The following is a 25,832-nucleotide window of genomic DNA, read 5'->3' as shown; positions in this document are numbered from 1 at the left end:
CAACGCCGGTTCATAATTCATTCAATCATGATGCGTGCATGCATGGTGCTAGCGAATTGTCTCTCGACGATGCATTGCTGCCTTTCTCGCGACGACGCGTCATGAGATCGTCGAATTCGTGCGCCTATGATCGCGCAAACGATCAAGCGGATGCGCAGATATGCTTCAAAAAGCCTGGGCGGCACTGCCTCTCGCAAAGATCAGAGAACGTGCATTCGAAGGCGCGTTCTTCAGCGTTGTGCTGATCGCGATGGCCGGCTGGGTCTATTTCATCACGCTGTTGTTGGTGAGATCGATCATGTGGTTCATCGGCTGATCGCGAGCGGACGACTAATCCTCAAGCAGGTTGATGCCCAATATTTCTCGCTCTTGATGACGAAATTGGCGGCGATCATCATTGTGTCGACACAACTGAATGATGAGAATGCTGCAACCGGGAGGAGGAAAACGTTCCGCTAATGGAAAGATCTCCCAATGATGCCAATCGTGATCGTGACCATGATCTTTTTTACGGGCTTCTGTGTTGGCTACATCACGCGCGCGTCGAAGTCGCGCAAGCGAAAGCATATGCATCAGCTGTACGCACCCTACCGTTCTTCCACGTCTCGACCAGTTCCTCGGAGAGCATTCTAAGGATGCACAACCAGAGGGCGATACGATTTTCGTGTTCTTCAAGTGAACTGAAACGAGGGTAAATGCACGGGGGCGGAGTAACCATGTCCGGTTAGGTTAAACCGCGGCTGCCGTTGTCTGCCGGACCGGTAGTGGCCTAGGTTGCGCTCGCATTTGAAATCGACTGATTGTTCTCGCGCGCTGTCGAGTTGGGGATCGGTGTTGATGATTCGGCTCGTTGCTTTGGTCGTACCGATTGTCGGTGCACCGTTATTCGTTTGGGCCTATGGCCGACGTCTCGATTCGTTAAGCGGCCCATGGATATCGAGGGGGGCGGCGCGCTATGACTGAGCTCAGGAACAACGCGCCGCGGCGATATTTCGTTGATGCGGGCGGGCGGCGGGTCCTGATCGGACTGACCTTCGAAGAGACGTTCGAATTCGAACGGCTCGATAGCCAGCCGGTCCTGGGCTTGGCGGCCGGCCATGCCGTGCGCAACAGCGGCGTGCTGTGGTCGGCCGCGGGTGAGCGGCGATGGCAGGAGCTGTACGCCAAGCATGAAGGCGCCTGGAAGGCCTGGATGGCGCAAAACCGCAACGTGCAGTCCGGAAGCTTCAGCCTTTATTAACCATCCCGGACCCATTTTCTGGTCTGGCGCTTCAACCGGAAAATGCACGCATGTTCCAGCTGTTCCTGCGGGCCCGCACCCACAACTTCCTGAGAGGCCACAGCCGGGCCGAGCAGGAGTTTCGCGCGCGCTCACCCGAGCGTGATGCCGAGACGGATCAGTCGCGCATCGAAACCATCAGGATCGCGATCGAGGAGGCCCTTCACGCGGCCGAGCGCGAGCAATCAGGCCTCAACCGCCGGGTCGAGGACGTGCTAGCGCGGGCTGCCGTGACCTTCGGCAACGGGGACGACGAATATCTCGAGCGTGAGGCCTTGGACAATCATCACCAGGATCTGTTCGACAAGGAGATACTCAACGGCCAGCGCCGGATAAAGGAACTCGGCTCCTTGATTGCTCACTTCAAGTTTCTAAAGGCAGCGATGCTGAGCCGGTTTCCGGAGTTCAGGCGAGTGACAGAGGAATAGACGTTCCCACGGAGCATAGCGATTATAGACATCTGTCTAGTACTGCAGAACGCCCTCCGGATAAGCCGGGTTCGCGTAACGGGCATAAGTTCGGACTCCGCCATAGTAGTAGTTGGGCTCGTCTCTAGTGCGGGGGTCGAAGCCGTACGAATAGGCCTGGTGGAGGCTCTTGTGGCGGACATGCACCACGATTGGGCAACCGCAGCGAGGACCGCAATATGGGTTAGGTCCGCGGTCAATATAGGGAATACTCGATACGCGACGCGCTTGGACTTGAGGAATTGCATAGTCTGCCGCGAAAACAGGCGTGCAAGATGCTGATAACCCTAAGATAAGAAGGGGTAGTCCGAAGAGTAAGCGCATAGCAGTTTCCCCGTTTGGCGGAATCTTAGCCTCTTCCCGAACGGTGGGCAATACACACCCGCGGCCGCCGTTCACCCTTTGACGCGATCTCGCGAGATTTTGGCTCTCAGCAGTCTGGCTAATGACCTAGCAAAAATGTTGGATCGACGTTCTGCATCGCATCCTCCAAAAATCCTTTGCCTCGGCGTGAGGCTCGTCGATATATCGAAACGATGGCTCCCTTTTGATCTGGTTGTCGAGTTACCATAAGGCGCACGTCGCTCCGCGCAAACTCACGCAGATCGGGGTCGGCGAGGGCATCAGATCGAGTTGCTGTGTCAAGTCTAAAAGGCATCAGCTGGGCGTCGGCTGGTGCGGTTAAGTAAGCCATCTTCAGCGCTTCTGCCGCATCCGGTCCGTTGGCATCTTGTCGGGACTCGAGGATTGCGCGTGCGAGCCACAGGTCCGCGTCGTATGGCTTTACGGCTAGCGTGCTCTTTATAAGCAGGTTGACGCCACTATCCTCACCCTGAGGGTTCGCGTCCTTTTCTTGAATCCGTTGCAACGCCACCGCCAAAATCTGGTTGCTTGCTAAGTCGGAGCGTAGTGGTGCAACTGCTTCGAGCCACTTAACCGCAGCCGTTGTCCGTAAAGGGGAGGAGCTGGTCGAATTCGTTGTAAAATCAGGTCGCGCAACGACCACAATTTCCGCCGCCCCGGAGATAACCCCATAACAAAAAACCGTTGAGGCGAGCGCGAAAAGCAAGATGCGAAAATTAGAAACTGAATTCATCGCTCTTCTAAAAGCAGGATTGGTGGGTTGGATCAGAGTGCGAGCAGACTGTCGTCCTGAAGCACCAACAACGACAGATTGCCCGTCGCATAAGCGCCCGTGTCGATATTGGTTCTGTTAGGTCTTACATCCGGTCGCTGAACCGGGGTATGGCCGTGGATGATGTATTTTCCAAAATTCCTTTCACTCTGCAGAAACTCCTCGCGTATCCATAGCATATCCTGCTCTTGTTGTCGTGCCAGGGCGACACCCGGCCTCACGCCAGCATGTACGAAGAAGAAATCTCCACACACGAAACGCAAACGTAAGCTGTTAAAGAATTTATGCTGATGGGGTGGAATTGCCGATGCCAATTGTTGAATCAATTGAGCTTGTTCTGCGGGATCAGGGTTGAGCGAAGGTTTAAGTCCATACGACGTCAGCGTCTGGAGCCCGCCGAATTGTTTCCAATCTTGGAGCTGGGAAGGCGCGTTTAGCGTGTCTAGAAGAAAGGCTTCGTGATTTCCTTTCAGGAAAACCGATTCGTGCTTCATGCTACGCCTTATCAACAATTCGATTGTCCGATGCGATTCAGGGCCACGGTCAATATAGTCGCCGAGAAAAACATGGATCGCGCGCCTTGAACCAATGGTGCCGAGATCGCGGTCGATAACGGTGAACATCTGCTGAAGCAGATCAGCGCAGCCGTGAATATCGCTAATTGCATAAATGCGAAGCCCGTTCGGTAGCCTTGGCTTTCGCGCCCGACGGTAGGATTTCGAAAATCGTAGCATTTACCGAACTTTTATGAGGATGTTGCGCTGGCCACGCGCAGAGCGCTGGTTTGGTAAATATCTCGCTGACATCATACCCTCATTTCGCTTCAATTTGATGGACGAAATCGCGCAGAATATCAAATTGTTAGCGCTAGTTTCCCCGTTAACGCGATGGGGATCAAGCTATGCGCAAACTTTCGATCTTGGTAGCACTGGCCGTCGGAGCGGTGCTCTTCTCCAAGCAGCCGGTCCAAGCCGGGCTTATTGGAATGCCTGTGGGGCTGCAGTCCGCGATCCAGCGCATCAGGATGGAGACGCCAACGCTTCCACCGATGGCGTATACGCAATTCTGCCTACGTTACCGAGACGACTGCCGTACGAAACCGATATTTCGGGGCGGACCGTTGAGACTGACCGAGGAACGGTTGGGAGATCTCAAAGAGGTTAACAACAAGGTTAATCATGAGATTGCTCCTGAGCGCAATGACCTTGGTCTTTCTGGCGAGCAGTGGCTAATTAACCCGGCGCGCGGCGATTGCAATGACTATGCGGTTAGTAAGCGGCATGAACTACTTGCGCGCGGCTGGCCGGCACGTGTGTTGCTGCTAAGCGAAGTCGTCGTCAATTCCGGCGAGCATCACCTCATTCTAGTTGTGCGAACCAAGAGTGGAGATTTGGTGCTTGATAATATGACATCACAGATAAAGCCTTGGTCTCGCGTTCCCTACCGCTGGGTGCGAATGCAGATGCCCAACTCGAAGCTCTGGACAACAATAGCCAGTGCGAGAGTTTGAGCTTTCGACTCGCTAGACTTTGGTTTTGCCCATACTTTGCGAAATGCCAAGACCGACCATCCCCGCTAGCAGGAGTTGGATTGGCGGATTGAGCATCCCTGGATCGACAAAGGCTTCGCCCATAGCGACAATGACGACCGCCGCCGTCGCGGACGCGAAAAAAGAATCCCTTCCGCGGCTTACAGCTCCGTTCACAGTGTAAAAGAAGAGCTGCAGCGAAAATGCGATGAGAATTGGAAGTGCCAGGCGCCCCCACTCGACGACGACCAAAGCTGCCGTTGAGGGAAGAGGAGGGGCGCCGTGAGCTCCATAATCCAGGTAGACTCTCGAAATCTGGTCAAACGTCCCGACACCTCCTCCAAGCCAGGATGAATCGGTCAAGATGCGACGCATAATTGCCAGAGAGCCCTGCCCGGTGGTTTTTTCAACTGCGCTTAGCAGGTCGAGTGTCGGTTTAGTTTGTGCCAACGAGACCATTGCCGCTGCAACGGCGCTCACAAGAATTCCAGCTAAGATTGCCGATGACCAAGCAGGAACCCTCAACCGCCGGACAATTGCAACAAGTGCTATCACAGCAAATCCGAGTACGGTCAGTGCAAGCAAGTTGCTCTCGTTAAGGTCCGTCATCAGCATCAAGGCGGAGACGATGCCCGCAATGCTTAAAAGCAGTTGAGGCAGCAATGAAACGATGAAGCTAGTGTCAGAGCCGGCGCGGTTTGCGTTTCGCTCCACCGCCATGGCAATCATTGCCACGCCTCCAAGCGCGGCAATTGGGCCCACCGTCGGCAACGCGCGCGCTGCCCTTATGTCGAGTCCCAAGTTCGCGACGACGCTAGTCTGACACGCCAATCTTGTGAGCACAATTAATGTCGCAACAGCTGTCAGGGCGAAAAGCGTCGTCTCAGCTCTAGCCCGATCCATGGTGAGAACGACCGTCGAAACGATCGTTGACAGGATGGTCAGATACCATATCAGACTACCTAAGGTGCTGCCTGCATCTATACTGATATGACCACGGAGTGATGGCTCGTTTAGCGCCAGTGCCGTTGCGGACCAGATTGGATTTGCTACTGAACCAGTTGAAATGGGCACAATCTGCATTAACATCCAGATGATCGGAAAGACCATAGCCGGGACAAAGCGCCGAAGTCTTGATACCACTGCGACAACACTAGCCGCGGACGAAGCTGCCGCTGCGCATCCCAACGTCAAGCTAGCCAGCAAATATGCCGCATGCTCGACGAAGACGCCCCCTGCGATCAGCGCGACCATGACGGCAGTAAATTGTATGATTAGGAGAGCAAAGGCGATGAACAAATTAGGAAACTTTGAGAATGACGATGGGATTGGACTAACTTGGGCGGATTCAGTCAACGTTAGATACTATGGCATGTGGATCCGATCGAACCAAACGCCGTTTAGTCAGTCATTCCCAGTGGGATGTGCGGACGCGCTTCTCGATATCTAACGGGGGTGGTCAACCGATGCTTGCTTGTAAAGCATGGCCACAGAGGCCTTTCGAGAGGGCGATTGCGCCACCGAGCGCGTTAGCAACAAGCTTTGCGCCAATACGCCGAAAACGTAGCCAAGTTGTGGCATGAGGCCAAGCACGACCCCATATCCGCAGGCGGTCGACAGCCAGACGCCAAGCGCGAGTTGGATGGAAACGGTGATGGCGATTGCGATCAAGCTAAGGGGTACAAGAATCCAAACGCGAAAGCGCCACGCCAAGACAGCGCCCGTGAGAAATAGAAATATGGCAGCCGGGATCATTCTTCTCTCTCCGGCGCCATCATCCCACCCAGTTTCCTAAGGAACCGTCAATCGCGGTCCTCTCCGGGTAGGGGCGATCTTTTACCGCGCGGGACAATTGCCAACTAGGACGCGGACCGCGGCGCCAAGTCCCCCAATCGGAATTATTCCACGGATCGGTGTGGGCTTCCCATTGATGTCGACGGAGAGCTCGGTTGCGGACGTCCAGCCACCGAGTGCAAGTTCAGAAGCGTATCGCGGCAGCAAAAGAGCATCGCCGGCCTGAACGGCAGATGCCTCAAATTCTACAGTCTGGCCAGTTCCAGGCCGTAGAGTGACTTGAGGCCGATCGGTCCGTGACATGCGCTCCAGAGTTATCAGAATGACCTCGATCCCTTGTTGGCTGCACTGGAGGCTAAGGCCTGCAAGTCCGATATCAGACTTCTTCCAATCCGCTACGTGCATGACAGAAACAGCATCCGGTCCCCCTGAAGGGCTCTTGGTCCTCACTAGTTGCCATCCGCCGTCAAGCGTCGTGACACTGCTAGTTGAACCAATTTGGTTGAAAACTTGCCTGTCGCATTCTCGCTGCCGATCTCTGCCTACGCCAGCAACACACCCCTGGAGCGTAGGTGAGTTTTCCTCGGACCGCGCCGCAGTTATGAACAGCAGCGCTAAGGTTATGCCCAAGTAACGGATGCCTCTCATGTCGCCTCTGGCTGATGGCTGCGCAGTTGCAAAAACCGTAACTTGACTCCGTGCTTAACATTTTGGCATTAGCAGTTGCGGTCATTCAAATTTGATCTAGTGCGCTGCGTTATTTTATTGCATTGCGGTATCACTAGTGATCTGTTGAGTAAAAGACAGTTAAATTTCGATGTCGGTATAGTTAGGAGGCGATTTTGATCCCTCAGACTTCAATCTCGACGGATTCGAAAGCTAATTTGGAGGAGAGCCAGCCCATATTGCCGGACACGAGTGGAGACAATTCACCATCCTGTATCCGAGAGCCACCAAGTCGCCGGATTGGCGTCAAAGTCCCGTATTCGGCTCTGGGACACCTTATGGCTTCGTTCGATGCCGCGGCGATCATGTTTGCGAGCGTCGTTGGGACAGGTTTATACCAGATTGTCGCCAATGGAGATCTCAGTCACCTTGAGCCTTTTCTCGGTGTCGGTCCTGTCGCTGCGCTGCTTTATGTTTTGATAGGTTCCTCGACGGGGCTGTACAATCTTCGCGCAGCTCTTGCAAAGAATCGAAGGGACCTGGGCCGTATCTTTGCTCAGTGGTCGCTGGTCAGCCTTCTGATGACATTGCTGGCCTTCCTTATGAAGAGTGGTGCTGTTTACTCTCGCGGTTCAGTAGTCTGCTTTGGTCTCCTTGCCCCGGTCCTACTAGTGGGATGTCGCCGGTTGGCGAGGCGACTTGTGTCGGATGTAGTGGCTGATGGGCAGGTTAGAGGGCGACGAGCGATTTTGCTAGGCACAAACGAAGAATTGGCCTCGCTCGGCGTTGAAGAGTTGCTCGAAAAATTCGGTCTTACTGAGATCGAACGAGTGGTGTTTCCCTCCGCACGAGGTAGCGGGTTTGCGATGAGTGTTGGCGAGGCCGCGGCGCTTGAGCGCGCTATTGTCGTAGCGCGCTTTCATGCGGCCGAAGACATCATCTTGGCGTTTCCGTGGAACGACACTCGCAAGATTGAACTCGTCCGTGACGGGCTTAGGATCTCCCCGCTTCCGGTCCAATTGTTGCCAGATCGCCGGATTCGCTCGTTGGCCGGAAATCCATCGTTTAGGCTGCGGAACTCGCTTTCTGTGGAGATCCAGCGAGGACCGTTGTCCCGCGCGGAACAACTTGCCAAGCGCCTCCTCGACGTCTGCGGAGCTTTAGTAGGGCTCGTTCTGCTCGCACCTTTGATGACCCTTAGCGCAATCGCGATCAAGCTGGATTCGCCTGGTCCAGTCTTCTTTCGGCAGAGACGTAATGGCTTCAATGCCAAGCAGTTTCCTATCTTCAAGTTCCGAACGATGTCCGTGATGGAGGACGGTGCGACAGTGGTCCAAGCGAAGCGGTCGGATCCGCGCGTTACTCGAGTCGGGCGGCTCTTGCGCCGAAGTAGCATTGATGAGGTTCCTCAACTCATTAACGTTCTCTTAGGGGAAATGTCGCTGGTGGGACCGAGGCCGCATGCTCTCGCCCACGATGGCCACTACGGCAAATTGCTGTCGGACTACGCGTTCCGGCACCATGTTAAGCCGGGCATTACGGGCTGGGCCCAAGTCAGAGGTTTCAGGGGAGAGACCGCACAGGTAGAGCAGATGAAAGGGCGGGTCGATTGCGACCTCTGGTACATCAACAACTGGAGCCTGACGCTAGACCTTAAGATCCTCCTGCTTACCTGCTTGGAGATCACGAACCGCCGGAGTGCCTATTGATGAGTCCCTGCCTGGGTGAGAGACAAGGTACGCTGTAACCACGATGCAACAACTTCTAGGTTATTGTCGTTGTGGCGATGGTTTGGGCCTTGGTTTCATTGACTCACCTTGGGAATTCGCCGATTTTCGGGGCTGATTAATTGGGGACTCTGGTGTGTTGAAACGGGGCTTCGTCCTGGTCGGTTTGCTTTCGGCTGTCCTGCTTGCTTCGGCAGGATGCTCAATTATGCCGATGTCGGGTCCCGAGGACCACGTTATCAAGAGCGAGATTACTAGGGCCGGCCCCGAATACGGGCTAGTTAAGCTCACGCCGACGATCGTCGATATCCTCAAGGAATACGGCCCCGGGGCCATCGCAGGCTCGTTCCCGGACAATCGCCCGCCGCCGTCAATCAAGTTTGGCGTCGGCGACGTTGTCGCCGTGTCGATCTTCGAAGCGGCCGCTGGTGGTCTCTTCATTCCTGCAGAAGCCGGTGTGCGCCCAGGTAATTTTGTTGCACTGCCAAATCAAAATGTTGATTCGGCTGGGTTCATCACGGTTCCCTACGCCGGTGCCATCAAGGCAGCGGGCCGGACGCCGAGTGAAATTCAGCAAGATATTGTCAAAGCGATCGGCAATCGAGCGATTGAGCCACAAGTCGTCGTCTCGCTTATCACACAGAATACATCTCTTATCAGCGTCTTGGGTGAGGTGAACGCGCCCACGCGCCTAACGGCAAATGCGGCCGGAGAGCGCATCCTTGATGTCATTTCCCGCGCCGGCGGCCCCAAGGGACAGGGGTGGGAGACTTGGGTAACGCTTGAGCGTGCGGGGAAGCGAGCAACGGTTCCTTTCGGTGCGCTGGTTTACCAGCCGGCCAACAATATTTGGGTGCACCCTGGCGACACGATCTATGTATATCGCGAGCCCCAGATATTTCTGGCATTTGGAGCATCGGGCGCGCAGGGCCAGTTCCCGTTCGACATGTGGAAGATCTCGATGGCCCAAGCCATGGCAAAGGCTGGTGGCCTGCTCGACGCTCAGGCTGAGCCCAGCGGCGTATATGTTTATCGTCGCGAGCCGCGCGAGCTCGCAGAGCGGCTAGGTGTCGATTGCTCCAAATATGTGGGGCCGACTGTGCCGATCGTCTACAACGCAGACTTTCGTGACCCTGCTGCATATTTCCTGGCAACGAAGTTCGACATGCGAGACAAGGACGTATTATTCGCGGCCAACGCAGCGACTGTCGACACGGCGAAGTTCCTGCAGTTTGTTCGCGTCGTGATTGCGACCGCTAACGACACCGTCGTTACGGCAAATAATGCGCAAATTCTGAAGATTAACCTCCGGCAGTAACGTCGGAGCAATTGGAGTTTGTGCGTCCTGAGCTTCTCCTCAGGATGGCTTATGAGCGACAGCCTGCTGCGGGATTTGGGGCTGGGTTAAGTCAGTTTCGCCAAGGCCTGAATTCCGGGCGTGAGATGCCTGGAATATCGACTGTTATGTCCTGGGCGCGCAAGGTGCGATCCAATTGGATACGAAATTCAAGAGGTACCGCCTCCAATCCCTCGATCAGCAGATCGCGGTGCCTCCAGCCGGCTCCCTTAAGGATTTTGGCGGCGTCACGGATCAGGCCCGTCCGCACGATTGCGACAAATTCTTTGCGTGCGGACTCCTGTAAGTCCGGAGGAAGGATATCGTATATGGCGAGCACGTAGGGGCTTCGTAGTGCGATCCAGCCTTCGTATGGTGCAAATCTATAGGACATTCGTAGCTCTTCGGAATGATCGCCGATCCGAGCGCCCTCATTAAGGGCACTCCAGTAATCGATAAACCAGAGAAGGCCGTCCGTTGGGACGCATCCAAGCGCTTTTTTGACAGCTGAGCGAAGGGATCTTAACCGCTCATTCGCAAGGCGAGTATCGAGTGACGCGACTGCCACCTCATAGAGGCGCAGACGTATGATTGCTGCCGCTCGGATTTCCCGTGGATTACAAAACTCACGATTCTCGACAGTCGACAGCACCGCTTCTGAGACAGGATTGTGCTGAAAAGGTGCACCAGAAAGCACTGAATTGGCGATCTGACTTAGCTGCACCTCCTGCGTGTTGTTGGCAAATAAAGAAACTGCCCATGCGGCGGAGCAGAGAGCTACGGAGGCGGCTATCAGCTTGCAGGCGGCATTTCCAAGCAATGACCGGCGGTGCAGTCGCTTAGTCGACGTAACCATAGCGCTTATAGTATTGGTTGCGGTAATAGCCGCCGCTATTGGAGTCATAACGACTCATCGCCGCCAAGTTAACCTTGTTCAGAGTGGCTCCCAGCATGCGCTCGCTCACAAGGGGGGTCTCCTTGAGCACCCGCTCTATAACATCGATTTTCGAGTTAGCCCATTCTATGACCAGAATGTAGGAGTCGGCGAGGCTGCCGGTCGCGCGAACATCAATTACTGGGGCCAATGGGCTTAGGTCGAGTATTACGCGATCATACTGCTCCCGAAGGTGTTGGAAAAATTTCTCCATCTGGGGCGAAGCCAATAGGTCGCTTGAATTTGAGAAGCGCGATGTCGCCACGCAGGGAAGAAAATGAAGATTTGTTTGCGGATCGATCCAAAGTACATCCTTCAAATCAGCTTTGCCGAAGACAACCTCGATCAGGCCGGCGTTTGCTGACCCTGCTAAGCGATGGGTCAGGCTCGGATTGCGGAGGTCGCCATCAACGAGGAGGGTACGCAAACCGCTTTGCGCAGTGGTTTGCGCCAAGGCTTCACTGACCGTTGATTTCCCCTCATTGGGGAGAGCGGACGTGATCCCGACGACCTTGCGTGGTGTCCCAAAGTTGCTCAGATCTGTGGCCAGTTTGATCGAGCGAAGGGATTCGGCAAAGCGGGAGAACGGCGCGTTGATTGAGTAGCGTCCAACACTGTCATTCGATTTGAGGGAGCGTTCCTCAGGTGACTTCGGTTCTATTTCGCCAGTACCGGGCAATTTCGGTTCCACCGGTAGGTCGAAACGCTGCATCGGCGAACCGCCTCGCCCTTCCTTCTTGGAAGAGAGCCTCCATCTCGTGACGAACCGCAACGACCCTTTCGGTCGGGCCTCGGCCGGCAGCTCGATTGCCGGGATTGAAGCTAGGCAATTTGTCTGGAGGAGTCGTTCAACCTGTTGGACCGTCCGAAAAACGCGATCCAACATCTCCAACGAGATCGCGACCAAGCTGGCTATCATACCGCCGCCGACGATTCCTGCGAGGAGAACTAGAATTGTCTTCGGCGAGGTCTTGGGCGAGGACAGCTCCGATGCCTGGGTAATGACCCTCGCTTCAGTAATCGGAAAAGATTGCTGTTGTACGGACACCATGTAGAGTTGGAGGAAGTTGTCGGAGAGCGCACGAGCGCTCTGCGCGTTACTTTCAAGATCTCGCAGAACGATTTGAGCCTGACTCGTGTCGTTTGATACTGCAATCGTGTCGTTCAGGCTCTTCTGACCTGCTTCCTCACGCGTCTTAGCAATCTCGAGGTCGCTTTTGTATGCCTCGGCTGTGCGACGCAGCTCATCGAGAATGGAATGTCGGATTTCCCGCATCTGATTGCGTAAATTGACAACGGCAAGATGCGTCTGTCCGTAGCGATTGGCCCAGTCCGCCGCTCGCGCCGCATAGTCAAGATAAGTCTGACGCAGTTTGTTGATAACGGGATTCGCCATCGAGTCATTGACGGTAGCGAGATCGTTTAGAATAACCTTAGAATCGCTCTCATCGGCATTTAGAATAGCGGTAATGCGCTGTAGCTTGGCCTCAGCCTCCGCACGCTTGGAGCGAGCTTCAGTCAATCCGCTGTTGATCTCGGCGAGCTGCTGCTCGGTTAGCAAACGGCCGCCCGCGTCTACGATATTGTTCTTCGCCTTGTAATCGGCAACTGAACGCTCGGCAGCCGACGCTTGTGCGCGAAGTTCTTTCAATCGATCTTGAAGCCAGACAGCAGCGCGCCGCGATGCCTGGTACTTTGATTCGAGAGAGTCGGTGATGTAGTTCTCGGCAATGGCGTTTGCGATTCGTGCCGCAAGGTCCGGCGACGTAGATTGGTAGGCAATCTCGATCACATAGCTGAGGCCCACACGCTTGATCGTGAGCCCATTTTGAATCTGCCAGATTGCGTTCCGCATTAGTTCAAGGTCTGATGGCTTCTGTTCCGGAAACAGGTCCGCGAAAAGCTGTGACAGTCCGGCCAGCACCCCTCCCCCAGCGCTCATGAATTCGGGCGAATCAAGTAGACGAAGATCTCGGATCACTGCAGAAGCGATGGTCTCTGATTTCAGGACCTCGACTTGACTGTCAACCATTGCGGAATCGATCGGATTGTCCGTCCCAGGCTGCGATTGGGTTTGCAGCCCCTGCATTTTTCGGCTGTCGATCATTAGCACCGCGGTACCAGTGTATCGCTTTGGCGCTACCAACAGATAGGTGCCGATCAGGCCGAAGCACACCAGCAGGGTAATGATCATTACTGGATATTGCCTGCCGATCAAGCCAATCGCCGAGGACAAACTCTGGTCAAGCGTAGACTCTACCCCGTGGGTCGATGCCTCGGGGGGAGATGATATTCGTGCTTGAAGCATTCGGCGCGCCTACTTGAGTAAATCGAAGCCGCGGCTTCTCAAATCAACCGGCGTTCGGAAGCAAAAATCGAGGTGCCGGACTTGGAGTCTAAGCCTGATCAAGAGACATCTGTCCTTAGCAGGTCCCCGAGACTGTACAGACGAACGTAGTCGTTGTTCCTCCACTAGCCGAGCTCGCGCCGCTGACGCTTGAGGAAAAATAGCTCGTCGGATTGTTGGAAACGCTGTTCGCTACAAAGGTCTGCGCAGGCGAGCTGAACCCCGATATGCTTGTCGGAGTCGTCTGGCCACCGGAGCCGCCAGATGACCCTGATGCCGCACCAGACAACGCGACGCTTCGAGTCGGATCGTTGCCGGTAATCGCAGCATATTGCGTGTTCGCGTCTGTCGATCCGGTCGCGCCGAGATCGCCTTGGATTTCGAGTGAGAAAGTCAAGTCCGTCGTCTTGCATACGTTAGCTGCTTTACCAAGCCCGCTCCCAATCGCGCTCTGGAGGGCGGCCGTCGAGGCTCCCTTGCCGGCAAGGTCCTTCAAGACTCCAAGCACGGCTGGCAACGCCTGAGGATACGAGGCGACAAAGGTTTGCACGTCGGCAGTGACTTCGTCAGCAGTACGGGGGCCGCTTGGTCCCTGAAGCAGGGAGGAGGGATTAGTGGTAAAACTAGCAGCTTTTTGTGCTGCGTCAGGATCGTTGACGCACGCGGCGAAGGCGGTTGCCGGCGCACCGAATGCGAGCGCACAAACAGCCGAATAGATCAACCTGAAGCGCAATGAGCATCCTAAAGTTTTCATAGTTCTCGCCTGTATCTGACCCGTGCTAATTGCGTGTTTTTAAACGAAAATTAGGCGATTGTACAGTGAGCCGGAAGCTTCAATAGGAATAGGTTAACTGCTTAGATTTGTTAGAGAAAGATTGCGACATCCCCATGCCCAGAATGGGACAAATCGCGAGAGAAAAGCCGGGAATCTGCAAAGGAAAGTCAAGCTGCGAGTGCGCAACCGCCAACAAACCAATCCAGAACGCTGCAGTCGGCAATGTTGCGTCACGGTTGCGAGAAAGCATACCTCGGGCCAGTACCAGAAGAATTGCCCCCCAAGTCGTCACGAGGACAGCTGCGAAGGGAATGCCCATCTCGGCAGCTATCTCCAGGGTGGTATTATGAGCCTGCTCCCAAATTCCGTAAGATGGAATCTCTCCGCTCCGATAGGCTGGGAAAACCCACCTGAAGGTTCCAAGACCGGAACCTAGCCACGGGAAGTCTTCGATGATACGGAGAGTTGATCCATAAGTGTACCAACGTCCCAAGTCGAAAAAGCCCTGCACGCCAAATCGCTCGCTGGCCCGGGGGGCCAGAAGGGAGATTGTTGTTACGACCAGCGGCCCTGCTGCGATCGGGACGATCCAAAGCAGCCGGCGTCTGCGCAGTTCCTGGCGAAAGCAGGTTGCAATAGCACCGGAGAGTGCGGTTAGCGACAGTACGGATCCTGCGCGCGATCCTGTTAGCATTGTCGCCGCTAGTACCACAAAGCACGCCAGCGGATAGAGCACTTTCCGCGGTGAGGTGGCGTGCAGGAAGGACAGGATCAATTCGCGCCATGGCAGCAACGGCTCGCTGGGGCGGTGTTGCCTTAAGTTCATGGCAACCAGAAACCATCCGATGGTTGCCGCGCCAAAGTAGGTTGCGGCCACGTTCGGGTTGACGAAGGTCGCTGTGACGGAACTCAGATAGTTGTATTTCTGTTGCCATTGCACCAAGTTTGGCAATAACGCGAACTCGACGAGGCCCTCGATCGCGTAGATCAGCGCGGATCCCAAAAAGGACATCAACAGAAAGCGCGCGTTGCGGCGGTTTCGACCAATCAGATACCCGGATAACATCGACACGAGACATGCGATTTGTGATCCGGCCGAGAAGTAGGGCTGATTTCGCGCTGTCGAACCAGAATCAGTTAGGGGCTCTCCAAGCAGGACCGAAGCCTGATCCCAGATCGCCGTTGTGAGCCGGCTCGACAAGGGGTGGGCCGTACCCAACTGTTGACTGATGACGATCACCCAGGCCAAAGAGACCACTGCAAAACCAGACAAGAAAACTAGATCTCGCAAGTTCGTCCCGGGTATGCTCGCCAGCAAGAGCACTCCGGACAGCAACAGCACCCAGAACCCGATGATTCGCACGTCCATGGAGCCGAATGGAAGTGGCGCGAGGGCGATTATCGCACAGAGGCCGCACGTTGCTGAAGCGTCGGCGTAGCGAGCTAGCGTTCCTGCGAAGAAGCTGCCGTTTGCACTGTACTGTGGATCGGTTCTTCCGCTAGTAGCATGAGATCGTAAGCGATCCGGGAGAGACATCAATCGAAGTCCTTTAGACTCGATTCCCGTTTCCATTCCATGAGTGAGCTTTCCAAATCATACGAAAACTTGAAGCCGCTTTCCACTAGGCGTTTCGGCAAAATGTTGGTGGAGAACCACAGCTTTTTCACTCGATCGCGGTTGATGCCTGTTTTGATGCCAGCCGTATGCAAGACCTCGAAAGGTAATACCGCAAAATCCATGAACCAGATCGGAATAGTCAACCGTGGTTGTTGATAACCGGCAATACGTGAAAATGTAGTGCAGATATCGCTGATCGTATATCGGTGTTCATGGCAAAAATTGTAGATCGATACGGCTTCATTGCGGGACGACATGTAAAGCATCGATGAAACGAGATCTTTGACATAGCCGCAAGACTTGATCGTATCGGTGCGACCCGGATAGATAAAGGCCTTCCTTGCCATGATTCTAGCAAGGCGCGTGAAGTTTCCTCGCTCGTAAAGACCATAGATTACCGCCGGACGAACTATGGTTAGCTTTCGGGCCGCTCCCTCAGATTGCCAGAGCAGCTTTATCTTCTCCGCCGAAAGCTTCGAGCGTCCGTAGGCGCTGACCGGTGCCGGAGTGGCACCCTCGTCGAGCGCGGCCTCGTTTGGCCCATATATCGAAATCGAACTGGTGAAAACCAAATTCGTGGAATTGGTGGCGTTCGCGAACTTGCACACGTTCACGGCGCCCAAGACATTCGTGTAATAGTAATCGCCTTCCGGATGTCCTGGCGTGACGTGAATTGCGGCGAGATTGAAGATGTCGGCGGGTTGGCCGTTCGCGATGCTCGGATCGATAACTTCCCGCACATCGTGGTTCACATACTCGACCCCCGGTACTGTGGCCCTGGGTTGGCCGACGTCGACCGAGACGATCCGGCTGTAGCTCTGGGAAGCGACCAAGCGCGCCGCGAGATGTGTGCCGATGAAACCTGCGCCGCCAAAAATTATTGCTTGAGGGGACATTCTAGTCAGGGCTCGATGCGGTTGAGGACATTGGTTTGGTTGCGGTAGGCCTCTTTAACCACATCGTCCTTAACGGCACGCGTTAAATCGACGGGATTCTGGATAACTCGTCGCTGTAAGAGTTGCTCTTGTAGAACTCGTATGCGTCTAATATCTAGCTCTCCAAATCTTGTGCCGGTAGGACGCAAAAAGCGGCGTTGTATGTCCAGGAATCGGGAAATGAACTGAGGCGAAAAGGTGATGTCGATGGACTTGGCGATAACCGGTATTGTCTTGTTATAATCGGTATATACCGCGTTCCAGCCCTCTGCTGTTGCAATCAAGAATTTTTCGAGCTCGCGACGCCTAGCAAAGGCCTTTTCGTTAGCAACATAGACGGGACCTGGGGCGTGGACGCCGTAGGAGTCGGGACTGAGGACCTTGTATTCGATGTTCCGGCGGTCCAATTCCTGCCCATCGACATCGAAGCGGCCCAAAATAACATCGGCCTTGCGGTCACGAAGGGCCCGCCATGGCGTGTCAACCTCGACCAAGCGAAGTTTGCCCTGAGCCAGAGAATTCCTGCTGATAAACTCGGATAGGATGTTGGAGACATCGGGATCCGGAATGAAACCGATCTGCTTTCCCTCCAGATCAGCTGGCTCGAACAAAGTTGTACTAGGGAGGGTAAAGAATTGGACAGGACTGACGGTGTAGGCAGCCGCGAAAGCGATGATCGGCATCCCGTTGGCACGCGCTTTCAGAAATCCAGCGGCCGACGCGATAGCAATAGTGTTTTCGTCGGCACCAACGACTGACAGGCTATCATCATCGCTTGATCCGCCAACAAGATGAACGCGCAGACCCCTATCATCAAACAGGCCGTTTGCAATCGCCACGATCGTGCCGGCTGCTGCCAGCGAAATCGGACCGCTCAATTTTAAACGATACTCGGCCTGTTCGGCTTTGCTGACGAAAGTTAGGCTCCGACTTGGCTTCTGCCAAGCAAATAAGAGCGCAAACAGCACACCAGCAAGCGCGAAACCGGCAGACACCTGTCCTCTGAATCGAAGTTGGCGGGGCCTTTGTTGAGATCGCCTCATTGCTGGAAATGTGCTCGTCGAACAATGCCAACTGATATGCAGCAACGTGCCGCGGGATTTGGATCGATGAGCACATAAAACCCGGACAGGTTCAATACAGCTCGCGGTACTCATATCTAAAAGTGGTGGAGCCCGGCGATATTCCAAGTATCCTTTGCACGCGCTGGTAGGCGTTAAGTGGAACAGTAATGCAATCCGTGCTGCCAGCATAGCAAATTTCGACCTTGATCGTCTGGCCGCAGTTATTTCCCACGATGACGATCTGATCGATGATTTTTGGATTAATGATCTGAGGGCGGACCAAAGGACTGACTGATATGCAGGCACGGCCATCCGGCGTCTTGTGGGGCGGCGCAAAACTCCCCGTCATTCCCTCGGTCCGGTCCGCTGGCCGGGGTGCCATGCCGATGCCACCGGAGATTGGGGCTGTTGCCTTCCTGAAGGCCGACACCTCGGCCAATACGGCATTCGTCGAGCATGACGCGGAGCAGGCGACCAGGACCGTCAGCATGAAATTGCGGAAAATGGTTTTGTCTGACGCGTTCATCGGTAGCCGCCTCTTCGGCGAATGTGTGCTTGAGCGTAGGTAACCTAAGGGACATACAGCAAGATTTGATGCACGCGCGGGCCGAGATCGCAACTTCAATTATTCGCATTCCTTGATGCTTGAGTACAGATTGTTGTCTTGCATCCTGCCGGAAACACTGCGACGAGGTCACGCCGGCGATCAAGTTAACGAATATCTGAGATGCATTGAACGCCGTGAGGATTTTGGACTATAGGTCCACGGCTATGTTGAGTTGCCGGAGGAGGCATTGTCGATGCGGCAAGCCAAGGCAAAGGTTGGTACATTCTTTGCTGCGTCAAACATCGCACCGGCTTGGGATCGGTATGGTAGCGCAAGGAATCTGGATTTTCGCACGATAACCCCTTCCAAGCACTCTTCCGTCAATCTGAAAAAGCAACGGGCTTCATGAAATCGCTGATCATTACTCCAACCTATCCTCCGATGGAGGGGCGGGATGTGCATGCCATATACAAGCGGTTGCGAATGTTCGTTCATACGCTCAGCGAAATGTCTGATTGCGTCACCATGCTCCATTTCGTCGAGCCTGGCGCTCCTGAGCTGGAGCAGGATTCACGCCAGCTCGATCACGCCCAATCCGACTACTGGGGAACCAGCGTCCGGGTCAAATTGGTGGTAAAGCGTAAGCAACCCATCCCGTGGTGGCAGCACTTGCGTTCTCCCTTCTCGATCCTGAGCCGGCCGCGATTCTTTCCCTATGTCGGCGACGATCAGGTCGCTGCGATCGTGTCGGAGCTGGAAGAGCGGCCGGACCTCGTCCTCGCTCATCGGATCACGGCTATTGCGCCGCTCTTCCGCATTAAGCACAATGACGTGCCCGTTTTCTTTGACCTGGACGACGTCGAGCACAAGGTGAAAATTCGCTCCTCACTTGCGTCCGGGACAATGCTATCGAAGCTTTTCAATTTGATCCAGGTGCCGGGGATCTATTTTGGAGAGAGGAAGGCCGCGAGCATCGCGGAGCTGACATTCGTGTGCTCCGAACTCGATCGGCGTTATCTCGATCGACTGGGTTGGCGCGAGAAGGTGCAGTCGATCCCGAACGCGCTGCCGATCCCACAGAACGTTGCGAGCCAGCCGCCGACCGCTCCGGTCGTTCTGTTTCTCGGTAACTACGAATACCCGCCCAACGCGATGGCAGCCGAGCGGTTGATCTCGAACATCTGGCCGAGGATTATCAACGCTCGGCCGACAGCCTGCCTCACGATTGCCGGAAATCGTCCTGATCTCATTCCCGCTTATCATCGACAGGTTGCGGGGGTGGAATATACCGGCGTGGTCGACGATCTCGGCCGGCTCTATCAGCGATCCCGCGTGATCTGTTGCCCGATATCCATCGCCGGTGGGACGCGGGTCAAACTCGTCGAGGCTGCGGGGTACGCCAAGCCGATGGTCTCGACGGCGATCGGCGCCGAGGGGCTGGGAATGACCGACAACGTGGAGATCTTGATCCGCGATTCCGATGACGGAATCGCCGACGCGTGCTCGCAACTGATCGATGATGCGGAGTTGTGCGCTCGCTTGGGTTCGGCTGCGCGCGAAAAGGCAATGGCGACCTACGACGTAGTGCATGCGAAGAGGAAGATCAGAGACCTGATTGCGCAACGCGTTCCGGGCCGGAGCTAGCGTGTCTGGGCATCGCAACATCGCCGCCCTGAGGCCTGGATCTGCGGACTATGGTTGATCGGGATCCTGACCTGATTTTCACCGAGCACGAGATATACAAGAGCCGAGCGTATGCATTGATCGTCTTAGACTAGTCCGAAGACAAAGCTGGCCGCACCGCAATCGCCTTGCCAAGGGCTGAAAACGGACATCGATGATTCAGAAGTATATCCTGATCAATATGGCGGGGTTTGCCGCCAGCAGCATTATTCCGGTTTTGCTATCGCCGATCTACTTCCGTTACTTTGGGCCGACGGATTTCGGGTTAATTGCGACTGTCAACGGGTTGCTGGCGCTCACCACGATGATGGACTACGGCATCTCTTCCGTTCTGAGTCAGCGGCTGGCCGGCGTCGGCGTTAAAGAGAGGCTCGTAATTCCCGCTCGCGATTTAAGGCTGTATGTGGCGATCATCGCCGGCCTCACTGCCGCGATCGGCGGAACGATGTTCTTCTTCCTGATCGTGTTCAAGACGTCGGTTCACGAGCGCATCAATCATAACATTGTCGTTATATTCGCCATCCTGGCCCTGGCGATGATTGAGCGCGCACGGATGTTCGCCTTCGCGACCTTGAGGGCAGGGGATCGCCACGCGCTGCTGAACATCCTGTACGTGAGTTTCTCGCTGCTCGGCACCCTCGTGCCGTTTTTTATGTGCATGTTGTTCAAGGGAGGGTTCGAGATCTTTCTCTATACCCGCTGCTTCGTCTCAATGATCGAGATTGTTACGAGCAATTCCATCGCCGCAAAATATATCAGCGTTGGAGACAATGGCGATCCATCGTCCGCTCCGGGTTACCGTCGGAAGATCGTCTATCAGATGTTGTTCTCGGCAAGTAGCAATATCCTCGCGTTTCTTCTCGTCTGGGTAGACCGGATCGCGGTGTTCTGGTCGTCGGGGGTCGAGTTCTACGGGAAATACGTTGTTCTCAACGGGGCCGTGATGTTCGCGGCTGGGATCATAGGCGCAGTGGGACAATCCTATTTTCCGACTCTGGTCCGTGCTGTGAAGGGTATCGGCGAAGCTCCCGCAGCGGTCTGGGAAGGCCAAATGAGGGTTTCTCTGGTGCTGTGCGCGCCGGCGTGTGCGTTCTTGTTCATTGACCCGGTGTTCGTACGAGAGTTCTTCTTCGGCCGGGATGCGATCGTCCCTCCGAGCTTCGACGTCATCGTACGATGTCTCAGCCTTTACGGTTATATTGGTGCTCTCGTGCGAGTAACCAACTATTTCCAACTAGCAGCTGGGCGCAACGAAATCGCCGGTGTCTTCAACGCCGTCAGCGCCGTACTTTATTTTCCGGCAGTGTTTGCTGTCGCGTACCGATACGGTGCGGTCGGCGTTGCGGCCGGGAGCCTAGTGTATATGAGCATCTATTTTCTGACATTCGTCTACGCGACAGGGCGCATCTTTCCCAATTTTCCCGCATTCGCGATGTTCACGCGCGCGCTGTTGTCGTTTGCTCTTTCGTTGGGGTGCCTGGCTGCGCTCAAGTTGGTCACCGACCCGATTGCCGGTGCGCTGGCGGCGAAAATCGTACTAGTTGGTGCGATGCTTGTGTTGACGGTTAGCGTGCTTGCCGTAAGTGACTCCATAACTCGTAAAATGATTCGGCAGACGCTTCGGAGTCTTTACTTCAAGATCCTTTCGACGTGAATATTGATGTCATGCCTGCGATGCTGAAAACACGGGGTCCCGCCCATGACGTCCGTTACCGCATCCGCTTCCTGAGCCTCTTCAAGCGGGAAAAAAAGCCTGGATGGAAAGCCTTGAGGTAGCCCTTAACTCGCTCGATCCGCTTGGTCTCGGTCTGGATGAAACTCTGATAGACGGGAACCTGCACCTCCTGAAATTCGATCATCTTGGACTTGATATCCTCCAAAAGCGGGACCGCGGACAGGGCCCCCTGATAGAAGCGAACATCGTCTGCCGGACAAAGATACAGCTTGTTCGAACCTATAGCGAAAGGAACAATCGGACTTTTGCGACCGGCAAACCACTTGAAATAACCGTCGGATACATTGGGCCACTCCGATCGGTGAAAATCGTCCAGCGCGATAACGCCGCGGGGAGCGAGCGTGGCCTCGGCGAGGGCCAGGTCGTTGATGACGATCGAGGACCAGTGTCCGCCATCCACGCTGAACAACCTGACCTGGCCGACGCGGGAGAGCAGATCATCTGCACAAACGATCTCTGAGGACCGCGCGTCGATGACGAGCCGGTCGTTGGAAATTCCGAAGTTCTTCAGGTTCTGCTCGAAGATCGCCCGGTTTCCGTGACCGGATGCATCCTGATTGAGGTGCTGGTCCTCAAAGATGTCGATGCAGTAGGCGGCCTCTTCGTTGTTCCTGCCGAGGCAGAGCAATATGAATGCTTTGCCGTGATGAACTCCGATTTCGGCGACCGAGCCCGAAATTTGGCTGGCGCTCTGCGCCGTAAGCACCGTTTGCAAGATCTCGGCGTCGATTCGCGAGAGCCACCCGTCGACCTTGCGTAGATCCCCGGCGACGTATCTGCGCAACGCGTCAATCGATGCCACCATTGTTTCTGCCTCACACTTCGCTCGCCGGGTCGTCGTCCAGAGCCGAAACTCCATAGCACATCTTCCTTTGGCGAATGAAGCCGCCTCACTCCGATGAGGTGTTCATCCGCCATTGCCGCGCATTTCGTCGCACCGGCCACTCGAGCCTCTCGCGGGCTGGGTGACTTTGGCCGGAAAACAGCCATATTGCTAGACTTTGCTTAACGTGTCGCATTTTCGTGCTACGAACGGCCGTCTGGCAGGTCCGTGATCTGGAAGGCGATTTGATACCGTGCATCAAGCAGTCGACGGAATTTGCGTGTACCCCAATCAACGGATTTGGATATGGCAAAGCCTGAATTCATTGACAGCGTAAAAAAAATCGTCGTGCGCGTCGTTGGACGCCGCTTTGTCCTTCGGCGCCATCTCGACAGGGAGTTGAAAAGCGGCGAGCCGGAGATCCATCTTCTGCCCCTGCTTGCTGATTCTCGCGGCGAATTTCTCGACGTGGGGGCGAATGTGGGCTCCTACGCGCTCTACGGCACCCGCTTCTTCGGCAAGGTGATCGCCCTTGAGCCCCATCCGGAAGCTGCACGAAAGCTCATGGACGGATTGCGCGGACAGGTTGAAGTGCTCCCGATTGCGGCGTCGGATGTCGACGGCAAATCGACCCTCAGCATTCCCTATCGGGCCGGCAATGACGTCGTATCGCGATCAAGTCTCGAGGCTGGTGCCAATCCGGGATTTTTGACCCGAGAGGTGATGGTGGACCTCAAGCGCATCGACAGCCTTCAATTCGATCGGCTTCGCGTCATAAAGATCGATGTCGAAGGGCACGAACTGTCGGTCTTGCGCGGCGCGCGGGAGACGCTGAGAAAGTTCAGGCCCGCGGTGATCGTCGAATGCGAGGAGCGGCACAATGCCGGGGGGATTGAAAGCTTGTCGGCGTTTTTCGACGAGCTCGGATATGTCGGGTATTTCATTCATCGAGGGGCGCTGAGGCCCTTCTCGGAATTCGATGTCGCCGGCCTGCAAAGTCATGACAACGTGAAGTCCATCGACGGCCCCCGTTCTCTGGACTACGTCAACAATTTTATATTCGAGCCCAGCGAAAGCGCCAATTCGGGATGGAAGGCTCAATTCCTCTTGAGCCCTGCAGCCGCGCGACCTGTTGGTTGACCATATTCGCCTCGACGGCTTTCCAATCGCGTGGGGCGCGTTTTCTGCCATTCCAGACTGTACGGATCGGGCTGCAGCCGACTAGCTTATTCGCGATGCGGCCTCGTTAAAGCGCGATCCAGGCTCGGTCCGGGGTTAACGGACGCACGCACCGATCGGCTATAAATGGGCAATGTGACGAGCCGACGAAATCGGCGCGCCGCAAATCGATTTTGCCCCCAATTGCGGCATCTGCCGCGCTCAATATAGGCAGGGCTTGCGTTCTTAAGGCTAAGAAATGGCGGAATCTTTTCTCAGAGATCGTGTCTGGTTTTCAGCGATGAAATCGGCGAATATTGCCGTGGCAATTCGAGGTATGATCCGTGTCGGTTAATCTATATCGGAACTTGTTGTGGCTGCCCGCGGCTCCGGTCGACTTCGCGTCGAATTGCAAGGCCTTGCTGCAAGCGGAGACAGGCCTCGGGACACAGATCAGGTCCTTGGCGAGCCATTCGCTGAATGAGGAGCAGCTTTCCAGGTTGGGAAGAGTGATCCAGACGGTCCGGTCGAAGGGTCGATCTATGGCACCGCTCGCACCGTTCCGCCTGGGCCTGATCGGAAACGGGACGCTCGACCTGATCATACCCGTGCTGGTCGCGACGGCGGCGCGCCATGGGTTTTCGCTCGAATGCGTCACGGGCGCATACGACCAGTATCTGCAGGACGCGCTGGACCCCGAGTCCGCCTTGAACAAGGCCGGCGTCGATGCTGTGCTGGTGGCGCTGGACCACCGCGGGCTGTCGCTGCAGCCGACACCGGGCAACCGGCAGGCTGCGGACGACGCCGTCGAAGACGCGATCAAGCTTCTGGGCACGATCCGCCACGCGATCGGCCGCAACAGCGGCGCGCCCTGCATCGTGCAGACTTTAGCGGCACCTCCGGAGGGCTTGTTCGGCTCGTTCGACCGCGCGCTTCCGGGCACCGCCAGGCATCTGATCGACGACTTCAACCGCAGGCTCGCCGAGTCGATCGCCGGCTCCAGCGATCTGCTGTTCGATGTCGCCGGTGTCGCAGAGACCGTGGGGCTCGCCGACTGGCATTCGCCTCCGTTGTGGAATCTGGCGAAGCTTCCGTTCGCGAACTCGTTCGTTCCCCTCTACGCCGATCACGTCGTCCGGATCATCGGCGCGATGCGGGGCAAGAGCCGCCGGTGCCTGGTGCTCGATCTCGACAACACCGTTTGGGGCGGCATCATCGGTGACGACGGAATGGACGGCATCAAGATCGCGCAGGGCGATGCGACCGGAGAGGCGCATCTCAGCGTGCAGCAGCTCGCGCTCGCTTTGCGTGAGCGGGGCGTGGTTCTGGCCGTCAGCTCCAAGAACACCGACAGTGTCGCGAGGCGGCCCTTCAAGGAGCATCCCGACATGCTCCTGCGGGAAGACCACATCGCCGTGTTTCAGGCGAACTGGGAAGACAAGGCGAGCAATATCCGCGCGATCGCGAAGGAGCTCGCGCTCGGCCTGGAGTCGCTGGTCTTCCTCGACGACAACCCGGTCGAGCGGGCCCTGATCCGGCGCGAGCTGCCGCAAGTGGGCGTGCCGGAACTCGAAGAGGATCCGGCGAACTATGCGAGAACGCTGGCGGCGGCGGGATATTTCGAGGCCATCGGGTTTTCCGACGAGGACAGGACGCGCGCGGAGATGTACCAGGGCAACGCGCGTCGTCTCAGCCTGATGGGGCAGACAACGGACATCGAATCCTATCTGCGTTCGCTGGACATGCGGATCGTGTACGGCGCCGTCGATTCGCGATCGCGTGCGCGCGTGACCCAGCTCATCAACAAGAGCAACCAGTTCAACCTCACCACGCAGCGTTATTCCGAGCCGCAGGTCGAGCAGCTCGAGCGGTCGCCGGACGTGATGACACTGCATGCGCGGCTGATCGACAAATTCGGCGACAACGGCATCATCTGCGTCATCATCTGCCGGACCACCGCGCCCGGCATCTGGACGATCGACACCTGGCTGATGAGCTGTCGGGTGCTCGGCCGGCGGGTCGAACAGGCGGTTCTGGCAGAGATTGTGAAACAGGCACGCGCGAGCGGCATTGCCACCGTGATCGGAGAGTACCGTCCGACGGACAAGAACGGCATGGTCGCCGAACACTATCAGCGGCTCGGCTTTACGGGAGTCTCGCGGACCGCCGACGGCGCCAGCCGATGGGAGCTTTCGACGGGTGTGAAGCTCGACGATGCCCCGATGACGGTGGAATACGACCGGGCGCAGGACGCGCTGGTCTGACGTGTCACCGAGCTGGA

Annotated in this window: 22 protein-coding genes; 10 read left to right on the top strand and 12 right to left on the bottom strand. The window is 55.9% G+C overall.

What is annotated here, in order from left to right; genetic code table 11:
* Positions 1–160: 160 nt before the first annotated feature.
* The 3 genes from IC761_RS27920 to IC761_RS27910 all read left to right on the top strand — a co-directional run bounded on the left by IC761_RS27920 (position 161) and on the right by IC761_RS27910 (position 1,707).
* Complete coding sequence (locus IC761_RS27920; protein ID WP_195799887.1) at positions 161–316, top strand: hypothetical protein; 156 nt, start codon at positions 161–163, stop codon at positions 314–316.
* A 639-nt stretch (positions 317–955) separates the two neighbouring features.
* Complete coding sequence (locus IC761_RS27915) at positions 956–1,240, top strand: hypothetical protein (RefSeq protein WP_195799886.1); 285 nt, start codon at positions 956–958, stop codon at positions 1,238–1,240.
* A gap of 50 nt (positions 1,241–1,290) precedes the next feature.
* The gene (locus IC761_RS27910; RefSeq protein WP_195799885.1) at positions 1,291–1,707 is read left to right on the top strand and encodes a hypothetical protein; all 417 of its coding nucleotides are present in this window, start codon (positions 1,291–1,293) and stop codon (positions 1,705–1,707) included.
* Between the two features lie 481 nt (positions 1,708–2,188).
* On the opposite strand, the gene IC761_RS27905 is transcribed toward IC761_RS27910, so the two are convergent.
* The gene (locus IC761_RS27905) at positions 2,189–2,842 is read right to left on the bottom strand and encodes a hypothetical protein (protein WP_195799884.1); all 654 of its coding nucleotides are present in this window, start codon (positions 2,840–2,842) and stop codon (positions 2,189–2,191) included.
* A 32-nt stretch (positions 2,843–2,874) separates the two neighbouring features.
* Positions 2,875–3,615, bottom strand: coding sequence for a metallophosphoesterase family protein (locus IC761_RS27900; RefSeq protein WP_195799883.1), 741 nt, complete (start codon positions 3,613–3,615; stop codon positions 2,875–2,877).
* Between the two features lie 167 nt (positions 3,616–3,782).
* Between IC761_RS27900 and IC761_RS27895 the strand changes: the two genes are divergently transcribed.
* Positions 3,783–4,391 (top strand): transglutaminase-like cysteine peptidase, encoded by a 609-nt coding sequence (locus tag IC761_RS27895; protein ID WP_195799882.1) that lies wholly within the window; start codon positions 3,783–3,785, stop codon positions 4,389–4,391.
* A gap of 12 nt (positions 4,392–4,403) precedes the next feature.
* Here the strand turns inward: IC761_RS27895 and IC761_RS27890 are convergent, their stop codons facing one another.
* Both IC761_RS27890 and IC761_RS27885 read right to left on the bottom strand, forming a co-directional pair.
* Positions 4,404–5,663: a hypothetical protein gene (locus IC761_RS27890; RefSeq protein ID WP_195799881.1), complete on the bottom strand. Its 1,260-nt coding sequence runs from the start codon at positions 5,661–5,663 to the stop codon at positions 4,404–4,406.
* A gap of 192 nt (positions 5,664–5,855) precedes the next feature.
* A complete protein-coding gene (locus IC761_RS27885) occupies positions 5,856–6,164 on the bottom strand; it encodes a hypothetical protein (RefSeq protein WP_195799880.1) in 309 nt (102 codons plus the stop codon).
* Between the two features lie 1,043 nt (positions 6,165–7,207).
* Here IC761_RS27885 and IC761_RS27880 point away from each other — a divergent pair.
* Together IC761_RS27880 and IC761_RS27875 are read left to right on the top strand one after the other, a co-directional pair.
* A complete protein-coding gene (locus tag IC761_RS27880) occupies positions 7,208–8,578 on the top strand; it encodes an undecaprenyl-phosphate glucose phosphotransferase (protein WP_283814452.1) in 1,371 nt (456 codons plus the stop codon).
* 157 nt (positions 8,579–8,735) lie between these two features.
* Positions 8,736–9,914: a polysaccharide biosynthesis/export family protein gene (locus IC761_RS27875; protein WP_246791342.1), complete on the top strand. Its 1,179-nt coding sequence runs from the start codon at positions 8,736–8,738 to the stop codon at positions 9,912–9,914.
* Positions 9,915–10,005: 91 nt separating this feature from the next.
* Here IC761_RS27875 and IC761_RS27870 read toward each other — a convergent pair whose 3' ends face one another.
* The 7 genes from IC761_RS27870 to IC761_RS27840 all read right to left on the bottom strand — a co-directional run bounded on the left by IC761_RS27870 (position 10,006) and on the right by IC761_RS27840 (position 18,131).
* Positions 10,006–10,752, bottom strand: coding sequence for a hypothetical protein (locus IC761_RS27870; RefSeq protein ID WP_195799879.1), 747 nt, complete (start codon positions 10,750–10,752; stop codon positions 10,006–10,008).
* Between the two features lie 19 nt (positions 10,753–10,771).
* Positions 10,772–13,060 carry a polysaccharide biosynthesis tyrosine autokinase gene (locus IC761_RS27865; RefSeq protein WP_246791341.1) on the bottom strand — a complete coding sequence of 763 codons (2,289 nt, stop codon included), beginning with the start codon at positions 13,058–13,060 and terminating at the stop codon, positions 10,772–10,774.
* A gap of 229 nt (positions 13,061–13,289) precedes the next feature.
* Complete coding sequence (locus IC761_RS27860) at positions 13,290–13,946, bottom strand: hypothetical protein (protein WP_195799877.1); 657 nt, start codon at positions 13,944–13,946, stop codon at positions 13,290–13,292.
* Positions 13,947–14,046: 100 nt separating this feature from the next.
* Positions 14,047–15,357, bottom strand: a complete 1,311-nt coding sequence (locus tag IC761_RS27855; protein ID WP_195799876.1) for an O-antigen ligase family protein — start codon at positions 15,355–15,357, stop codon at positions 14,047–14,049.
* A 167-nt stretch (positions 15,358–15,524) separates the two neighbouring features.
* Positions 15,525–16,502, bottom strand: coding sequence for an NAD-dependent epimerase/dehydratase family protein (locus IC761_RS27850; RefSeq protein WP_195799875.1), 978 nt, complete (start codon positions 16,500–16,502; stop codon positions 15,525–15,527).
* Between the two features lie 5 nt (positions 16,503–16,507).
* On the bottom strand, positions 16,508–17,536 hold the full coding sequence (locus IC761_RS27845) for an ABC transporter substrate-binding protein (protein ID WP_195799874.1): 1,029 nt from the start codon (positions 17,534–17,536) through the stop codon (positions 16,508–16,510).
* 139 nt (positions 17,537–17,675) lie between these two features.
* A complete protein-coding gene (locus tag IC761_RS27840; protein WP_195799873.1) occupies positions 17,676–18,131 on the bottom strand; it encodes a hypothetical protein in 456 nt (151 codons plus the stop codon).
* Between the two features lie 426 nt (positions 18,132–18,557).
* On the opposite strand from IC761_RS27840, the gene IC761_RS27835 reads away from it, so the two are divergent.
* Positions 18,558–19,796: a glycosyltransferase gene (locus IC761_RS27835; protein WP_195799872.1), complete on the top strand. Its 1,239-nt coding sequence runs from the start codon at positions 18,558–18,560 to the stop codon at positions 19,794–19,796.
* A 193-nt stretch (positions 19,797–19,989) separates the two neighbouring features.
* Positions 19,990–21,489 carry a hypothetical protein gene (locus IC761_RS27830; RefSeq protein WP_195799871.1) on the top strand — a complete coding sequence of 500 codons (1,500 nt, stop codon included), beginning with the start codon at positions 19,990–19,992 and terminating at the stop codon, positions 21,487–21,489.
* 55 nt (positions 21,490–21,544) lie between these two features.
* On the opposite strand, the gene IC761_RS27825 is transcribed toward IC761_RS27830, so the two are convergent.
* On the bottom strand, positions 21,545–22,429 hold the full coding sequence (locus IC761_RS27825) for a class I SAM-dependent methyltransferase (protein ID WP_195799870.1): 885 nt from the start codon (positions 22,427–22,429) through the stop codon (positions 21,545–21,547).
* Between the two features lie 270 nt (positions 22,430–22,699).
* Between IC761_RS27825 and IC761_RS27820 the strand changes: the two genes are divergently transcribed.
* Together IC761_RS27820 and IC761_RS27815 are read left to right on the top strand one after the other, a co-directional pair.
* Entirely contained in the window at positions 22,700–23,533 is an 834-nt protein-coding gene (locus tag IC761_RS27820) for an FkbM family methyltransferase (protein WP_195799869.1), read from the top strand.
* A gap of 560 nt (positions 23,534–24,093) precedes the next feature.
* On the top strand, positions 24,094–25,815 hold the full coding sequence (locus IC761_RS27815) for an HAD-IIIC family phosphatase (RefSeq protein ID WP_246791340.1): 1,722 nt from the start codon (positions 24,094–24,096) through the stop codon (positions 25,813–25,815).
* Positions 25,816–25,832: the final 17 nt, after the last annotated feature.

It is taken from the genome of Bradyrhizobium commune (genome assembly GCF_015624505.1).
Lineage (GTDB): Bacteria > Pseudomonadota > Alphaproteobacteria > Rhizobiales > Xanthobacteraceae > Bradyrhizobium > Bradyrhizobium commune.
This window is presented reverse-complemented; position numbering and strand designations above follow the sequence as displayed.